Source organism: Paenibacillus sp. FSL F4-0100 (assembly GCF_037993005.1).
Taxonomy (GTDB): Bacteria; Bacillota; Bacilli; order Paenibacillales; family Paenibacillaceae; genus Paenibacillus_AQ.
In genome coordinates this window covers 546,182-562,999 of the sequence record NZ_CP150303.1, presented here as the reverse complement: position 1 = coordinate 562,999, position 16,818 = coordinate 546,182, and the positions used below count along the sequence as shown (strand labels likewise).

Annotated in this window: 16 protein-coding genes; 3 read left to right on the top strand and 13 right to left on the bottom strand. The window is 50.7% G+C overall.

Annotation, left to right across the window (positions count from 1 at the left end; translation table 11 throughout):
• The first annotated feature begins 26 nt into the window (after positions 1-26).
• Positions 27-1,142 carry a DUF3298 domain-containing protein gene (locus MHH48_RS02495; RefSeq protein ID WP_076322427.1) on the top strand — a complete coding sequence of 372 codons (1,116 nt, stop codon included), beginning with the start codon at positions 27-29 and terminating at the stop codon, positions 1,140-1,142.
• A 186-nt stretch (positions 1,143-1,328) separates the two neighbouring features.
• Here the strand turns inward: MHH48_RS02495 and comJ are convergent, their stop codons facing one another.
• The 6 genes from comJ to MHH48_RS02465 all read right to left on the bottom strand — a co-directional run bounded on the left by comJ (position 1,329) and on the right by MHH48_RS02465 (position 5,914).
• Positions 1,329-1,814, bottom strand: a complete 486-nt coding sequence (gene comJ, locus MHH48_RS02490; protein ID WP_076322682.1) for a competence protein ComJ — start codon at positions 1,812-1,814, stop codon at positions 1,329-1,331.
• A 34-nt stretch (positions 1,815-1,848) separates the two neighbouring features.
• Complete coding sequence (locus tag MHH48_RS02485; RefSeq protein WP_076322428.1) at positions 1,849-2,499, bottom strand: hypothetical protein; 651 nt, start codon at positions 2,497-2,499, stop codon at positions 1,849-1,851.
• An 87-nt stretch (positions 2,500-2,586) separates the two neighbouring features.
• A complete protein-coding gene (locus MHH48_RS02480; RefSeq protein ID WP_076322429.1) occupies positions 2,587-3,186 on the bottom strand; it encodes an SMI1/KNR4 family protein in 600 nt (199 codons plus the stop codon).
• Positions 3,187-3,455: 269 nt separating this feature from the next.
• Positions 3,456-4,535, bottom strand: coding sequence for a heparan-alpha-glucosaminide N-acetyltransferase domain-containing protein (locus MHH48_RS02475; RefSeq protein WP_076322430.1), 1,080 nt, complete (start codon positions 4,533-4,535; stop codon positions 3,456-3,458).
• Positions 4,532-5,119 carry a TetR/AcrR family transcriptional regulator gene (locus MHH48_RS02470; protein WP_076322431.1) on the bottom strand — a complete coding sequence of 196 codons (588 nt, stop codon included), beginning with the start codon at positions 5,117-5,119 and terminating at the stop codon, positions 4,532-4,534. The genes MHH48_RS02475 and MHH48_RS02470 overlap by 4 nt, the downstream gene beginning before the upstream one ends.
• 159 nt (positions 5,120-5,278) lie before the next feature.
• On the bottom strand, positions 5,279-5,914 hold the full coding sequence (locus tag MHH48_RS02465) for a carbohydrate-binding family 9-like protein (protein WP_076322432.1): 636 nt from the start codon (positions 5,912-5,914) through the stop codon (positions 5,279-5,281).
• 197 nt (positions 5,915-6,111) lie between these two features.
• On the opposite strand from MHH48_RS02465, the gene udk reads away from it, so the two are divergent.
• Entirely contained in the window at positions 6,112-6,747 is a 636-nt protein-coding gene (gene udk, locus MHH48_RS02460; protein ID WP_076322433.1) for a uridine kinase, read from the top strand.
• 240 nt (positions 6,748-6,987) lie between these two features.
• Here udk and MHH48_RS02455 read toward each other — a convergent pair whose 3' ends face one another.
• The 4 genes from MHH48_RS02455 to MHH48_RS02440 all read right to left on the bottom strand — a co-directional run bounded on the left by MHH48_RS02455 (position 6,988) and on the right by MHH48_RS02440 (position 10,379).
• A complete protein-coding gene (locus MHH48_RS02455; RefSeq protein WP_076322434.1) occupies positions 6,988-7,899 on the bottom strand; it encodes a DMT family transporter in 912 nt (303 codons plus the stop codon).
• A gap of 43 nt (positions 7,900-7,942) precedes the next feature.
• On the bottom strand, positions 7,943-8,323 hold the full coding sequence (locus tag MHH48_RS02450; protein ID WP_076322435.1) for a RidA family protein: 381 nt from the start codon (positions 8,321-8,323) through the stop codon (positions 7,943-7,945).
• Positions 8,324-8,443: 120 nt separating this feature from the next.
• Positions 8,444-9,442 (bottom strand): alpha/beta hydrolase, encoded by a 999-nt coding sequence (locus MHH48_RS02445; protein ID WP_076322436.1) that lies wholly within the window; start codon positions 9,440-9,442, stop codon positions 8,444-8,446.
• Between the two features lie 40 nt (positions 9,443-9,482).
• Entirely contained in the window at positions 9,483-10,379 is an 897-nt protein-coding gene (locus MHH48_RS02440) for an MBL fold metallo-hydrolase (RefSeq protein WP_076322437.1), read from the bottom strand.
• A gap of 335 nt (positions 10,380-10,714) precedes the next feature.
• Between MHH48_RS02440 and MHH48_RS02435 the strand changes: the two genes are divergently transcribed.
• Positions 10,715-11,260, top strand: a complete 546-nt coding sequence (locus tag MHH48_RS02435) for an XRE family transcriptional regulator (RefSeq protein ID WP_076322438.1) — start codon at positions 10,715-10,717, stop codon at positions 11,258-11,260.
• 482 nt (positions 11,261-11,742) lie between these two features.
• Here MHH48_RS02435 and MHH48_RS02430 read toward each other — a convergent pair whose 3' ends face one another.
• The 3 genes from MHH48_RS02430 to kdpB all read right to left on the bottom strand — a co-directional run bounded on the left by MHH48_RS02430 (position 11,743) and on the right by kdpB (position 16,808).
• Positions 11,743-14,064 (bottom strand): histidine kinase, encoded by a 2,322-nt coding sequence (locus tag MHH48_RS02430; RefSeq protein ID WP_076322683.1) that lies wholly within the window; start codon positions 14,062-14,064, stop codon positions 11,743-11,745.
• Between the two features lie 2 nt (positions 14,065-14,066).
• The gene (gene kdpC, locus MHH48_RS02425; protein ID WP_076322439.1) at positions 14,067-14,693 is read right to left on the bottom strand and encodes a potassium-transporting ATPase subunit KdpC; all 627 of its coding nucleotides are present in this window, start codon (positions 14,691-14,693) and stop codon (positions 14,067-14,069) included.
• Between the two features lie 81 nt (positions 14,694-14,774).
• Positions 14,775-16,808: a potassium-transporting ATPase subunit KdpB gene (kdpB, locus tag MHH48_RS02420; protein WP_076322440.1), complete on the bottom strand. Its 2,034-nt coding sequence runs from the start codon at positions 16,806-16,808 to the stop codon at positions 14,775-14,777.
• Between the last annotated feature and the right edge of the window lie 10 nt (positions 16,809-16,818).

The window sequence follows — 16,818 nt, the reverse complement described above, 5'->3', positions numbered from 1 at the left end:
AACCCTAAACCTGGAGGCAATATATAATGAAAAAAACAATGAAAACAACAACCCCATTAACCAAAACCCTGGCGGCTGCCGGATTAGCGGGCATCCTTATGATCTCCGCTTCGGGTCTGCCATCCGCTCATGTCCATGCCGAAACCAAAGCTGCAGCGAGCACGAATCGGGTGACCGCTCCAACCGTTGCCCCGCAACTAGTAACATCCAAAACACTGCAATCCAAGGAAAAATGGCTGGAAACCAATATTAAGATCCCTGTATTCCAAGGTCTGACTGACACCAAATATCAAGACCAGTTGAATGACATTATCGAATCCCATGCTTCCAAGGATATGGACAAATGGGAGAAAGAAGCGGCGGAAGCGGCTGCAAATGCACAAAAGAATGGCTATACCATGCACCCTTATCAGCTGACCATCAATTATGAGCTCACATCGGATGGTAAAGACGACAGCTTGATTTCCCTTAAGGTCATCACCGAAGGCATCGGAATGAACAATGGCGATCCTCGTGTGGATACGTACAACTTCACGAACGAAGTCGAAGCACAGCGCGTGACGCTCGAAGACCTGTTCGGTAAAGATTACACATCCATCGTGGATAAAGCTGTCAAAACCGCGATTGCCGCGGATCAGGACCAATACTTCGCGAACGAAGACGGATTTCAAGGCATAGACGCGGAGCAATCCTTCTATGTCGCGGACGGAAAAGCCTATATCGTATTCCAAAAATACAGCATCGCCCCTGGATCCACAGGTACACCGGAATTTGCCATAAAGCTGCCGGGTAAAGGATCAGACAAAAAGCCTGCTGCAGCCGTAGTGAAATCAGGCGCTTATTACAAAGATAAAAACGGCAAGATCATGGTTCAGGTATCCGTGCTGCGCCAGCTGCAATTCAATGTCAAGTGGAACGGCAAGAGCAAAACCACCGAAATCTCCAAAGGAGCTGTCTGGAGCGCGGTGAAGCTGAACAAGGATGCGTACACTTTGGGTAAAATGGCCCCACGTTCGCTGGGCTCGGCTCCTGTAATGAAAAAAGGCCACATCTATGTTCCACTTGCTTTCCTGACAGACGTTCTGAACCTGAAGGCAGATCAAAGCAAGCATGGCCAGATTACGGTGACCGCTGCAAAATAATAGATCCACTCCATTCAAAGCCTGTGCCTCCTGCACACCATCTTTCCAAAAGCAGGGACAGCACAGCATGCGGTAAAGAAGAGGCCCTCTCCAACACGGAGACGGCCTCTTCTTATTTTCTGTTAGCTCTGAAGAACGTTTACCTTAACTAGGCCTTCCTTGTCCCTGTTATAACGCAAAATTCCGTCAGCAATACCCCAACGACAATGCTTCTCCAGCCTTGCCGCCCCATTCATCATCCATCAGATACCGGGCATGAATCCCTTCTCCCTCATGTACAAAAGTGAAACGATAATACACTTCTTCATCCTCGCAAATCTCAAAATACAGTGCGTATCGCCCCTTTTGCAGCGGCAGCTCAATAACGGCGTCCGACATGACGGACAACAGCTCCAGCTTCCCGGGATCCAGAACATCAAACGGCACGACCATCCGCCGCTGCGCGTTCGGATCTTCGATGAACGCTTCTTTCAAGGCCAGCTTCACCCAAGCACCGAAAGCATCGTCAGGGATGGGATCAAAGGTGAGATAACCGGGATGAATGACAACGCCCTGCTTGATATTGGTTTCTCCCCATTGGCACAAATCCTCATCAAAGTCCCGTGAGCGGACTTGTATCTGATGGTGCGAGATCGTGAGGTCCACCTCTTGGGTCATTTTTGTATGCTGCATATGTATAGCACCTCGCTTTTTGGATATCTGCATTCTATTTAAGCCGCTCCATATGGATCGTGGCCAGCCTGCGGTCCTTATCCACCTGAACCCGCATGCTGATGCCCAGCTTCTCCTCGAACAATCGGGTGACATTCAGATACTTATCCTCGACGACTCCCGATCCTCCTCGGCCGTTGGAACGCGTCATGCCTGCGGTGATAATCTCTTTCACCATATCCCCATCCGCTTTGGCGTCCGGATCGTATGTAAATATGGGCTCTTTACGGTCATTATAAAAGATCATGTCCTGCCGGTATTCCTTTGCGTTCACATACTCTTTTCGCGTCTCGATATAGTCGCTCTCCAGATGGCCATACTGAACCCGCCCTGCCAAGAACGGATTGTCCTCCGCAACCTCCACCTCGAACTGCCCGTATGCCAATTGATACAGCATGTTGAGATCCGACCCTTCCAACCTGTAGTACAACGGACGAAGTTCCCCTTGCTTATCAGTTGCGGCGAAACCGGCCAGCAGCGGCCAAACATCCACTTGTTCACCATCCACATCAACGGCCAGCTGGTATTTGGTCAGGACCACCTCATTCTGAAAAAGCCCATACGTGCGCGCAATAAAATAGCCGGGTATCAACAGCGTGGCTGCCACCAGTATGATCACTCCCCAGAGGACCCGCCTGCCTTTCATGCTGCCACCCCCCTCGCTAGTTCTTCTTCTGATTATCACGCACAACGACATCGTATGTAAGCATCAAGAGCGCTTTCTGGCGTTCCATCAGTAGTCCACCTCTTCAATATCGGTGCGCAAATTGCGATTGGACGCCCGAAGCAGTTCCATGAAGGAAGGCGCGATATAATACACAAAGTCAGGATCATGCACGTACATGATGATCTGCCCGGACGTTCCCGGCTCCGCCGGATCGAAATCCAGCATTAGATACAGCGACCCGCCTGCCATCGTGGCAAATGGATACCAAGCCTTGTGAAACAGATACGGTTTAATCTTCGGATCCAGCTGCTGTATTTCCTCCGAACTGTAATACGCATCCAGTGGTTCATCCCGCTCGCAAAAATAAGATTTGACTTCCTTCATCTCTTCCAGGCTCATCAGGTAAAACGGCGGGTATTCTCCATCCCCCTCGTTACCGGGATAGAGCACGTGAAACCCGTATCCGCTGCCGTTCTTCTTACTGTAAAACGAACGAAAGTCCTGCGGCAACTTGATCCCGAACTCCGCTTCGAAAAGCTGCAACTGGGCAGGAGCAGCCCCCTCCAATTGTTTATATTCCTCCAGCAGATCCCGAAGATCTTCGGCAACCTTCTCCTCCAACTGCTGCTCCAGCTCGAGCATCAGTCCATCAATGACAGCATTCATACAATAACCTCCGTTTATTACATGTCCACTTACTCCAAGCGGAGTGCTTCCCTATACTAAAAAGTATATAGAACGCTGCAATGAAAACAACATGTCCTGCGGCATGCAAAAAAAGGGACAAAATCCCTCTTGAGATGTTCGTTTTGGTTCTTTTATGAAAACACCCCGGGAAATTTCTGGCTGCTGAAGCACAGCTATTTCATGGCGGTATCAGTTAATTCGATACAGGGATAAGTGGGATAGAGATAGCCCGCTCTCCTACCGGAGAGTTAACACCATTTTCGCATAAGCAGCTCCATGGGGCCTCGCTTCACTCGCTTTCTCCATGCCCAAGAGAAGATGACAGCCATCACAAAGTAACCGCAGCCGTAAGCAACCGCAAAGCCCAGATGGCCATTGTTCAAATACCCGACCGCTTCCAGCAGCCCCAACCCAATGAAGATATGACCGAGATAATGGGAGAGCGAGAGCTGCCCGGTCCATATAAGCCAACCTGTCAGACGGTTCTTCTCAAAACGCTCAACGATATAAAAACAGATCGTAATCACGGCAACAGCCAGACATGCGGCAGAACATACATAGAGCAGCGTGGGCGGCATCGGCTTGGTCGTAAACAGATAACTCGCCGAATCGGCATCAAGCCACGGGGACGTCCAGTGAATGAGGAAATACGATAACAGCTCAAATATAACCGCCCCGGACAATGAATAAATCATGAGCTTCCGTCTGTGGTTGCCGCCCCACCAGCCCTTTCTTCCAAGCCACATGCCGATGAGGAAAAAGCTGCTCCATGGAAAAAGAGGATGATATCCGTTGAACATCAAATTGAGTATGAATCCTTCCCCGGTCCAAAAGTCGGCATATCGATGAAAACCGGAGTCCCAGCCCTTGCTGTAATCCAGCAGGATCAACATGGATGACGATACGATCAGAACGAGTCCAGTCAGGATTAGGAGCGTTCTGTCCGATACCGTTATAAGTACCGCGGCCAGAAGCAAAAATACCGCATAATAGTGCAATATATCGGCGCTCCATCCGGTCAGCAGCAGAACTGTCCCGGCAATAAACAGAAATACGGCTCTCCTCACCAATGTCTTCCGATTCTCTCGAATCATGTGTTGGTCCCGGGATAACCTGGCTTTCGCAGTCATTAAGGACACTCCGATGCCAGCCAGCACCACGAACAATGCAGAAGCTCTTCCTTCAAAAAGACCGGCGATGGTGTGCAGCCAAATTGCTCCATGATCCCCCACCTCCATGGCAAGTTTATAATTGACAATAATCATGCCAAAGATAGCCCAGGCGCGAGCATAATCGAGTGCGGTTAAACGCGTTGTCTTAGAGCTCATTTCCCGCCAGCTCCTGACATCACCTGGTTGACCACTTGCGTCCAGATCACCTCATAATCGTACTCAAGACCGTAACTCATGAAGTTATCCAAGCTGTCAATGATCATCGTTAGCATCTGTGCCTGAACTCCCATATTGCCCTCTGGCAAAGCTCCAATGGAAACTCCATGCTGCAGCAGCTCCGTAAAGCCGGAAGTGAACCCTTCCAGAATGCCGATTAGCTGCCGTGCATATTTAGGATTGCGATAACCCAAGGCCTGATACTGATTCATAATTCGAGTGTAGTGCTCATCTTCCTGTTGCTTATGAATCATGTTCAATCCGTCATAGGTAAGCCTCGCGCCGAAATTCTCCACCGTATAATTCTCCAGTTGAAAATAAACATGAAAGCCGATGCTGCGGCAAATCTCTTCAAAAAGCTTGTCAATAAGAGCTTCCTTCGAAGAAAAGTGATAATAAAGCGCAGGCTTGGATACATCCAGTTCCTTGGCGATCATCGCCATGCTCGTTTTCTCAAAACCTTGTTCCGCAAACAAGCGATAGCTTGTATCTAAAATAACCTCGTACGTTGATGGATTACTCATCTTGATCTGAACAGCCCCTCAAAATTCTACTTACCGGTCGGTAAGTGAATGATAATACAGGATGATCTTATTTGCAACATGATTCTCTTCGCAAACACAAGAATGCCGCACAGCGGATATGAAAATCCACCGATGCGGCATTCCGGTTACATTGATATGCTAAATGACATCGACAAACTCCAGCTTCCCAAAACGCGAAGGAATATGGTAGTTCACCTCACCGGTCGGGCTCCATGCCTGATACTCCCGGTTTCCTTGGGTGTCCTCATCAATGCGGTAAAAATTCACGCCCCAGCTTCGTCCCGCTTGCGGAGCGTTCTTGAAGTTCGCAGCCGGGATGCGAATTTCATAAACCAAATTTCCCTTACCGTCATGTTCTACCGAGGTTTGAAGACCGGTAAGATCCCAATGAATATCGCTGCTTGTGATCGACTTCCCTCCATCATTACGGATCAGGGCGTCGAATATCACATTGTTCGGACTAACCTCAAGCTCGATATATTCCGTTCCCGTTCCTGCTTCGTCGATAAACAGTTCCACGACATCCTGTTCATACAGCGGATCATCCCGATGCTGATACTCCGATACGATATGAGAATCTTGGCAAACAAACCGTACATAGAAGCATTCGGAGCTCCAGCAGGCGCGAACCTCGGTCGCTTCTTTCGTAGCAAGCCCGGTCACGGTATCACTTAAGGCCACTGCTTCATAACGGTCCCAATCGACGCTCCCCTGATGCTCTCCCTGCTGCTTGTATATAACGGGCTTGCATGGGTAAATTGCCGTATAATGCATGATCATCCCTCCGAAAAAATTCAATGGTTAATCTATCCTCTATGATAAGACATACAGATTCGGTTCGCTATTCCGTGGTAAGAATAAAGAACATACGGGAAATCCCATCTTTTGCTCTATGTCCCCATAGTGAAAATAAGCGCATGCTGTGCTACAATAATAAAATTGCAAACTCTAGGGAGGGTTATGGATTCGCCATGCTCATAATTGGTATCGCCGGCGGCACCGGATCGGGCAAAACGACGGTTGCCCGCTCTGTCATTGACCGTCTTGGTTCAGATAAAGTGACTTTCATTTCGCAGGATAACTATTACAAGGATCATAAGGAACTCAGTTTCGAGGAACGCGAAGCGATTAACTATGATCATCCGTTCGCCTTTGACAACGAGCTGCTCGTCGAACATCTCGGCATTTTGAAAAGCGGACAACCCGCATTCGCACCAGTGTATGATTTTACTGCCCATGCCCGCTTCACGGATCAGACCCTCGAACTGAAGCCGAACAACATCGTCATCATTGAAGGCCTTCACGTGCTGTCCGATGAGAATCTGCGCAAGCTGCTTCACATTAAAGTGTTTGTGGATACCGATCCCGATGTACGCCTGCTTCGCCGGGTCGTACGCGATATCGAAGACCGCGGCCGGACCATCCAGTCGATTCACAATCAGTATCTGACAACCGTCAAGCCGATGCATGAGGCGTTCATTGAACCCTCCAAGAAATACGCCGACCTGATCATTCCCGAAGGCGGAGAGAATGAAGTCGGCATTCGCCTGCTCTCCATCTTGACCGAGAAATATTTGACCGGCGACCGCACGCTGTCGGGGGAATAGGACAAGCCTGCGAATCAGCTATTTGTCAGTTTGGCAGCATAGAAAAAAGGGGCTGTCCCAAAAGTAAGTTTGTTCACTCGATAAGACAGCTTGATTAGTGAAAAAGCAGGGGAATAAAAGAATGGTGGTGCCAGGGAGGTCATCCCTGGCACCACCATTTCTGTATTTTGGTCAATTGCCGCCTTCTAGCTCGCTTCGATAATGTTGCTTTCGTACCTATAAATTTTTAAGAATAGGCCATTACCTCTCCGCAGGGGATAATTCCAGCTTATCGTCAGGCGTTTTCCTTGTTTTGTACCCCTGTAAGGTAGCTAGAACTACGCCGCAAATAATTAGAACAGATCCTCCCACTTGCGTTAAGGAAACCGGGGTGCCGAGCGTGATATAACCTAAAACCATGGCGACAAACGGCTGCAAATTCAGAAACAGGGAGGCTTTAGCAGCCCCCACCTTGCGGATCTGTGCATTCCAGATGATCGCGCATAAGCCTTGAATAAGCAGCGCTGATCCGATTAAGAGAACCCACCACCAAAAGCCAGGCTCCACCTGCACGTGAGGCTCGCTCCAGACCGCTACCGGGTATACGGTAATACACCCCAGCACTGTGGTGTACACGGTTGCGACAAACGATTCCATACGTTCGGTCAGTTTTTTCATTAGGATAATAGATCCCGATAATGCCAACATACAGATAAACATGATCCAGATGCCTTCGGTGATGTCAATGCCTAAGCTTCCGCCATGTCCAACAACGAAGAAGACGCCGGCAAGGGCAACAATCGAGCCTGCGGTCATACGTATCGTAAACGGTTCCCTCAAAAATAAGCGGGCAAACAGCGCTGTGAAAATCGGAGCTAACGATAAGATGAGCGAAGCCGTCGTTGCGTCCGTTGTCCGAAGTCCCGTAAAGAAAGAAACTTGGTGCAGCAGCATCCCGATAAGAGCGAATGGTACCAAATAAACGGAGTCACGGAACGTAATCTTCGTCAAGCGATGGGTTGCAATCAAATATATAAGCAGGAACACCGATGAAACCATAAGTCGGTATGCCGACAGGTGCAAGGCGGGAAATGCTTGCAGTAGCAGCGAGCCTAATACGAAATTGCTCCCGTAAAGTGTTGCACAAAACAAGAGAAGCAAATAAGATCGCAAGCAGATGCGCCTTCTTTCAAAGAAATACGGATAATGGGCAGATTTAAATGCGTTTAACTGCGATAAGCTCGATTTCAATCCCAGCATCTCTTGGTAGTCTGGACACTTCTACGGTTGTTCTGGCAGGGTGATGATCAATGAAATATTGGCTGTACGCTTCATTCATCTGTTGAAATTGCTCTAAATCCGTCATGAAAACGGATGTTTTTACAACGTCTTCCAAAGAAAATCCAGCCTTGGCTAAGACGGCCCGCAGGTTCTTTAATATTTGATGGGTTTGGTCCACGATGCCTTCTTTGAGATTTCCTTCAGCATCAATCGGAAGCATGCCCGACGTATAGATGGCATCTCCAAAAGCGATGGCTTGCGAATAAGGACCGATAGCTGCAGGTGCTTTCGTTGTTGTTATTGCGGTGTGGCTCATTGTATTAAGTTCCTCTCCGTCTTTTGTAAATTCGGTGAATAAAGAGCCCGAGGCGACAATGCCGCGGGCCTCTAAATTAGGCAAGCGATAAAACTAAAACCCGCTCTTGCAGTGGCATATTTACTTCGCTGGCGCGTACGTTTCATCCAAGAAACCGCAGATGGCTTGAAAAGCCTGAAGCCTGTTTTTCTCCAGCAAAACCATATGCGTTCCTTCTCCGATTTCGACCCAGCGGCGATAGGCAGCTCCTGTCAGGGAAGTGAAGAAATTCTGAGCCAATTCAAGGGGCACATCGATATCCCACTCCGCATGGACAAGAAGGACGGGAACAGTGATTTCTTTTGGCTCATAGAAAGCTTTACCTGCCGTCCAGTATTCGCGAATATCCAGGATAGGGCCATTGGTCGCCCGAATATGCTCAGGATGATCGGTTAGGCTCCCCGGGTCGGAAGCAAGAGTTGCTTTGACCCATTGTTCAAACCAGCCATCCGGAATCAAATCGCCGCGCTTATGTTCTGGCGCGGCGCTTAGCCATCGTTCCTTCGTGCCGCCGGCAGCAACAAAGCGATATGAACCAAGCGGACCGCCGGTATCGATAGGAACCGGTTTAGAGCTCAACCATTGTGGGGCAACAAGCGAAAGCTTGTTTACTTTATCGTTGTTTTGACTGGTATAAGCTCCCGCAACCGTTCCTCCCCAAGACATTCCCAAAACATTGACTTTCGTTAAATTTCGGCGTTTCAAAACGTAGTCCACTGCTGTGCCAAAATCTCGGACTCCCGTTTCCGTACGGACCAACGGAGGATTAAGGTCGGCAGGCTGCTCCATCTCAGGCGGCCTTGTCGAGCTGCCGTAGCCGCGAACGTCCACAGCGTAAACATCATAGCCATGGCTGGCAAGGAAGTCTAGGAAAGAGAAACCGTCTAGCTCCACGTCATACAGACTGCCTATTGGATAGGTAGCGCCATGAACCATCACGATTGTTTTTTCGTTAGAGAAGGTATTCATGGAGGCTGGCCGTTTATTTCGTACATAAAGCTCAATCCCGGGTGTATCGCTCGCGATACGAAGGTCTTCGGTCAAGATGGTTACATCGTTAAGAAAATCATGGTTTGTCATAAGCTCAGCACCTTTCGTATTTTGTTTGCGTCAAGTCGTATTAAATAAAGTCCCACTTGTAGCCGTCGCCGTTTCGAGTCACGTATCCCGCCGCGCTTTCCGGAAAATGCGTGCTGAAATAAATGACCGGGCGATCCGCGATGTATTCCAGTACCCGAAGCCGTGAAATACGGGCTTGATCGGTAAATTCGCAGTACATGGAGTTCCAGTCCGGATTAAAAACCTGGAACGGATGGTGCATCACATCGGCGCCAAACAAAGCTTCTTCTCCGTCAGATTTGAGACTGATGGACATTTGGCCGATACTGTGGCCGGGTGTCGGAATGAATTTGAAAATTTCAAGAAAATGCCCGCCCTCAGGGCCGATGGTTTGCGTTAAGCCAGCTTCGACAACGGGCAATACGCTTTCTTCGTAAACGTTAAAGTTTACTTCGTTTGCTTTGTTGTGGCTGGCCTCGCTGGAGTAATATTCTTGCTCCGCGAGGGGAAATACGTATTTGGCATTTGGGAAAGTCGGCACCCATTTTCCGTCCACAAGCTTCGTATTCCAACCAACATGGTCCACGTGAAGATGCGTCAGCAGAACGTAGTCCACTTCCTCCGGCGTAACCCCCGCCTCCTTCAGCCGCTTGAGATAAGGGAGCTGGAGATTGGCAAGGTCCGGATTAAGAGGCAGATTTTTATCGTTCCCTGTAGCTGTATCGATTAGGATCGTATGGTTCGTGGTTTTCACCACCCATGTTCCAATGCTAACGATAAGCTGAGAATTGCCATCGATCAGGCCAGACGGAAGAGAGTCCCGATTCTCCTCCAGGAACATGCGGTCCCACGATCCCGGAAAATACACTTCTGGCGGAATACCGCCAAGCATCATTTCCGTGACACGCGTAACGGTAACATCACCTACTTGATAGACTTTGGGAATTTCGGTAGTCATTCTTTTATGCCCCTTTCGTCCTTCTGACACGTTTCTATGAATTCGAGTAACAAGGAACGGTTTTCTGTTGCAATCATGTGATCAGTATCTTGTTACCTTCAAAAGTTTCGCTGTAAATGAAAATTATTCTGTTGAGTGAACGATGTGCAGATACCCGGGTGAAATTCGATCGTCAACCTTGATTAAATCTTAGTCCAATAATAGCGCCAAATCAACGTTTTTACACCGTAATTCCGCCCTAGTAAAAGAGCTTGATATTGCTCATATTTACACATATTATAAAATAGTAAATTTCGCTGTCAGCGAAATAATTTCGAAATTTAGGAGACTGGCACATGAATTCGATCGGAGAAGCAATTCGAAGTACACGAAAAAAACAGAAATTAACGCTTAAGAAGGTAGCCCATGCAGCCTCCATATCCTTGTCTTTTCTCAGTGAAATTGAACGCGATAAGGCGAATCCGTCCATCAGCGTTCTGAAGCGCATAGCGAATGCATTAAACGTGAATTTTACGGATTTGTTTGGTGAGGAGAATCGAAGCATTGTCGTTAGAAAAAATGAGCGTAAACCTTTGGTGCATTCCGAAGGCTCCCGCATTACCTGGTACGCGCTCAGCCAAGGAAGCAGCAACAAAATGGGGCCGATATGGGGAGTGCTGGAGGAAGGAGCAGCTTACGGCGACGTCAGCGTCGGCCATAGTGATGGCGAGGAATTTCTATTTGTTCACTCCGGGCGTTTGGAGTTTGTACTGGGCAATGAACGTTATAGGCTCGAAGAAGGGGACAGCATCTATTATGATGCCAGAATCCCCCATAGTTATAAGAATATCTGGGAAGGCGAAACGTTGCTAATAGCAGTTTCTACTCCGCCTACTTTTTGACGGAACGGAATCAAATCCGTACGAGCCCTATAGTGGGAATCGTCTAGGGGCATATAGGAATATTGCAAATCTAAAAGAGGTTCCAGAGTTGATTGTTTAATACAGGATATTTGCGGATGAGGTACAGAAATGGCGGTGCAGGGATGACCTCCCTGGCACCGCCATTCTTTTATTCCCCCTGCTTTTTCACCTATCAAGCTGTTATCGAGTGAGCAAACTTACTTTTGGGACAGCCCCTTTTTGGTGTTATCCGTGTCATTTGCGCTAGTATTTTCCCGCTCGTATTGCTTGAGTTTTTCCGCTTCCGCATTTGTTGGGTTCTCTGCGTTCTTGTTTCCGGAATGTTGCGTTATCCGCGTTTACTGCGATTCCTGCAATTCCTGCGTTTTCCGCGTTTCCTGCACTTCCTGCACTTTCAGCATTTCCACCGTTTCCTGACTCACCGGTGCTCTCAAAGCATTCAGCTCCCGGCAGTTCAACCATCAAATATGCGGATCGTAATCCGCAACTACGAGCACATCCATATGCCTTGCGCTTCTTAGCAGGCCCCGGATCATTCTCCTCTGAGCGCACAGCTTCCATCCGGCCATCTGCGGCTGGCCGATAATCAGCTGGGTGGCTTTCGCCTCATCGGCTGCGGCGACCAATTGAGAAGAAATGGCGTGCGCTGGCCCCCTTTTTACCGGCAGCATCATGAAGGTTCCCCCAAGTCGCTCCGTTAATGTCTGAATCGCCGTCAGGCGCTGCTCGTCGTCATGGGACAGACTGTGATGACGTTCCAGAGGAAACGCCACATACCAGTTCGCCTTTAGCCGATGAGCGATCCGGAAGCCGCGTCGAATGAGCCGCTCCGCTTGCGGGCCCCTGCCAACCATGACATAGATAACCTCCTCGCGCCGCCACGGCCCCCGAAGCGAGCCGCTGCGCTGCCAGGATTCCAGTCTCTCGTCCACATCATCGGCAATTTCCCTTAAGGCAAGCTCTCTTAGGGCAATAAGGTTTCCCGTCTTGAAAAAATGGCTGAGTGCCTGATGCACCTTCTCCTTCGCATAAATGTTCCCGTCCTTCATCCGCTGCTGCAGAGACTCCGGCGTCACATCGACGAGTTGGACCTCATCGGCCAATTGCAGAATATGATCCGGTATCGTCTCGCGGACGCGGACGCCTGTAATCTGCTCGACAGCATCATTCAAGCTCTCCAGATGCTGCACGTTCACGGTCGTAATGACGGAAATGCCGGTCGACAGAATGTCCAGCACATCTTTATACCGTTTCTTGTACTTGCTCCCAGGCACGTTCGTATGCGCCAGCTCATCCACGAGGACCACGTCCGGTCTGCGGCGAATGATCTCATCGGTATCCATCTCCTCAAGGAGCGATCCCCGGTAGTCCACCCTTTTTCGCGGAAGAACCTCCAGATCAGCTACCTGTGCCCGTGTATCCTTCCGGCCGTGCGTCTCCAGCAATCCAGCCAGAACCGTCAATCCCTTCTTCAGTAGATCGTTGCCTTCGCGCAGCATCGCATACGTCTTGCCCACACCCGGGGCAGCCCCGATATAGACTTTAAACCGCCCCCGCTTGACCTGCTCCATCTTCCGGTCCAGCTCTTGTTCATTCAAGCGATGGAACGATTCGGAAGGGAGCCGCTGCGGATGGAGCCGAGCCGGGATGATCCGCTCTCCGTCATGTGCCGCCCGATCCGCCACCATAAAAATATCCATCCCACGCGTCTTCTTCAGCAGATCCTGAAGGATCGAGCCCTGCCACAGCTCTTGCATGCGCGTCTGCTTCGAATGGCCAAGAACAATGCGTGTAACATGGTGCTCCACCGCATACTGAACAAGCACGTCAGCCAGCTTCCTCCGGGAACGGAGGGGAAGTTCCTCCAGCTTGGCACCAATCCGCACCGCGAGCTTAACCATGGAACGCTTAAAGGCAGCCTGTTCTTTGGTAAGCTCCAATCCCGGTTTCACAAACGTGACGGCCAACAGCTCGCCGTTTAATCGCTTCGCGATCTGCTGCCCGCGTCGCATATAGATAGACCCGTTCCAATGGTACTGGGTGGACACCAGTATTCGCTCAAGGGCTCCAGATGGACCAACGAGTCCGTGTTCCTTGCGGTACCGCTCCAGCGAATGGCTCACTCCTTCAGCAACAAGACGGAGCGTCAACTCCCGGAGCACGGCCAGATTGCCCTGCTTCCATACGCTGCCGCCTCCAAGCAGGCCATCCTGTGCCCGTTCCAGCATCGTTTCGGGCGTTACGTCAATGAGCACCACCTCATCGGCGCTCTCCAGCGTATCGGCCGGTACCGTATGGCTGGCTTTAATGCCCGTCAGCTTGGAGGCAATGCCCTGCACGTCCTCCAGCTCATACACATTGACCGTCGTGATGACGCTGATCCCCCGACTTAACAGGAATCGGATGTCATCCAGTCGCGTGGCATGCCGCGCTCCCTTCCGGTTCCGATGAGCAAGCCCATCAACAAGCACCACCTCCGGGTTGCGCTGCACCAGCAGATCCAGATCAAGATCCTTCTTTTCTACGCCGTCCTCCACCCAATGAATGCTGGGCACCCGCTCCAGATTCCGGACCTGCTCCACCGTTTCCGGACGCTGCATCGTGGATACGGCACATATGACGACATCGATGCCTTGCAGCCTCAGAGTCTGTCCTTCGCGAAGCATATGATAGGTTTTTCCCGAACCGCTCACAGCCCCGATATATACCTTGAGTCTCCCATGGTGGAGCTTCGCAATCGACCTTAAGATTTCCTCCGGCGATTTTCTCCGAAATGGGTCCATAATCAATCAAGAAGCTCGGCAAGAGCCAGGTTCAGCGTCAACACATTGACGCGCGGTTCGCCGAACACGCCCAAATCCCGTCCCTCCGTATGCTCCTCTACTAACTGCTTCAGCTCCGCTTCCGTGATTCCGGTCAGCTTGCTGATCCGCGGAATCTGAATATTCGCTGCCTGAGGCGATATGTGAGGATCCAACCCGGAGCCGGAATTCGTTACCAGATCGATCGGCACCTTGCTCACCGGAACGTCCGGATTGTTCTCCTTCCATGCTTCAATCGAAGCCTTCGTTCGTTCGATCAAATCCGGATTGGAAGGTGCGTAGTTATTGCTGCCTGAGCCGGCTCCGTTGTATTCAATGCTGGACACCCTGCCGTGAAAATATTGAGGTTCCGTAAAGTTTTGGCCGATCAATTCCGATCCGACCACCTTTCCGCCGGAATCCGTGACCAAGCTGCCGCCGGCTTGCTTCGGCATGAGCAGCTGCGCCGCTCCTGTCGTAACCAGCGGATAGAGAACTCCACATAACACGATAAATACAAGACTCGTTCTTACGGCAATGCCCAGGGAGACACGGGCGGAACCCGCCTTAGTATGAGGCGCCGGTGATGATTGCTGCAATGGATTATTCATAATTCCTCAATCCTTCCCTTGATATCTTCCACGTAAAGCAATCTTCGAGTTATCTCGATATGCCCGCTACGATGATCATATCTAAATCCACAGATGGACGATCATGTCGATCAGCTTAATCCCGATAAAGGGTACGATCACGCCACCTAAGCCATAGATCAGCACATTGCGCTGAAGCAGCTTCGACGAACTCATTGGCTTATAGGCTACGCCCTTCATCGCAAGCGGTATCAGCAGTGGGATAATGACGGCATTAAAGATCAGCGCAGACAGAATCGCCGACATGGGAGAACCCAGTCCCATGACGTTCAGAACATTCATGCTTGGTATGGCGGCTGCAAACATCGCCGGTATGATGGCAAAATATTTGGCGACATCGTTCGCGACGCTGAACGTGGTCAGCGCGCCCCTCGTCATTAGCAGCTGCTTGCCGATGGCAACCACCTCGATAATCTTCGATGGATCTGAATCCAGATCCACCATATTAGCCGCTTCCTTGGCTGCGGTGGTACCGCTGTTCATCGCCAGCCCCACATCGGCCTGGGCCAGCGCCGGGGCGTCGTTCGTACCGTCACCGGTCATCGCTACTAACTTCCCTTCGGCTTGTTCTCGGCGGATGACGGCAATCTTATCCTCGGGCTTGCTCTCGGCGATATAATCATCGACACCTGCTTCACGGGCAATCGTCGCCGCGGTGAGCGGATTGTCGCCCGTGCACATAATCGTCTTGATGCCCATCCGGCGCAGCTGCTCAAACCGTTCCTTCATGCCCGGCTTCACGGTATCCTTAAGGTAGATCAGACCATAGATGCGGTTATCCACGGCGACAGCGAGCGGAGTTCCGCCCTCTGTCGCGATGGCGTCACTGTTTGGCGTCAAATCCGAAGGGATGGAACCTCCTTGCGACTGCACCCACGCCTTGACGGCATCCACCGCACCCTTGCGGACTTTCCGTCCATCCTGCAGATCCATGCCGCTCATCCGGGTCTCAGCCTTAAATTCGATGAATTCCGCCCGAGCCGCCATGCTTTCATCCACTTCAAGTCCTTCCTTCTTCAGCAGCTCCAATACCGAGCGTCCTTCCGGCGTCTCGTCTTGCAGCGAGCTCACGGCTGCCCACTGGGAAACCGAGGCAAGCGATTCACCGCCGACGGGAATCAACTGGCTGGCCATCCGGTTACCAAACGTAATCGTACCCGTCTTATCCAGAATCATTGTATTGATGTCACCGGCTGCCTCCACCGCCTTGCCCGACATCGCCAGCACATTGAACTGCGTCACCCGGTCCATGCCGGCAATCCCGATCGCCGACAGCAAGCCCCCGATCGTGGTCGGGATGAGACACACCAGCAGCGAGATCAGCACCGGAACGGACAGCTCGATGCCAAGATACTTCGAAATCGGTGCGAGCGTAACGACAACGATCAGGAAAATCAGCGTTAAGACGATCAACAACGTGTTCAGAGCAATTTCATTCGGCGTCTTCTGGCGGGCGGCTCCTTCAACAAGCGAAATCATTCGGTCGATAAACGATTCCCCCGGATCGCTCGTAATCCGGATTTTGATCGTATCGCTGACAACCCGGGTACCCCCGGTAACCGAACTGAAATCGCCGCCGGCTTCTTTAATGACGGGCGCGGACTCGCCGGTAATCGCCGATTCGTCAACGGACGCAAGGCCCGCAATGACCTCCCCGTCCCCGGGAATCATCTCGCCCTGCGTAACGATCACGATATCTCCTTTGCGAAGATCCGTGGATGGTACGGATTGTACCCCTCCGTTCTCCATCACTTTATGAGCCGTCATTTCCTGCTTGGATTGCTTAAGGGAGTCGGCCTGCGCCTTCCCTCGTCCTTCGGCAAGCGCCTCTGCGAAGTTAGCGAACAGCAGCGTCAACAGCAAAATCACAAACACCGTCAGATTAAATCCGATACTGCCCTCTGTCCCGAAATAGGACGGAAATAACGTCATCAGCAAAACAACCAGGGTGCCGGCCTCCACCACAAACATGACCGGATTTCTCATCATCAGGACGGGGTTCAGCTTCGTGAAGCTCTCCTTGAGCGCCTGACGAACCATCTCTTTGGACATCACTTTTTTTCTCGTATTATTCATGGTAATAGGC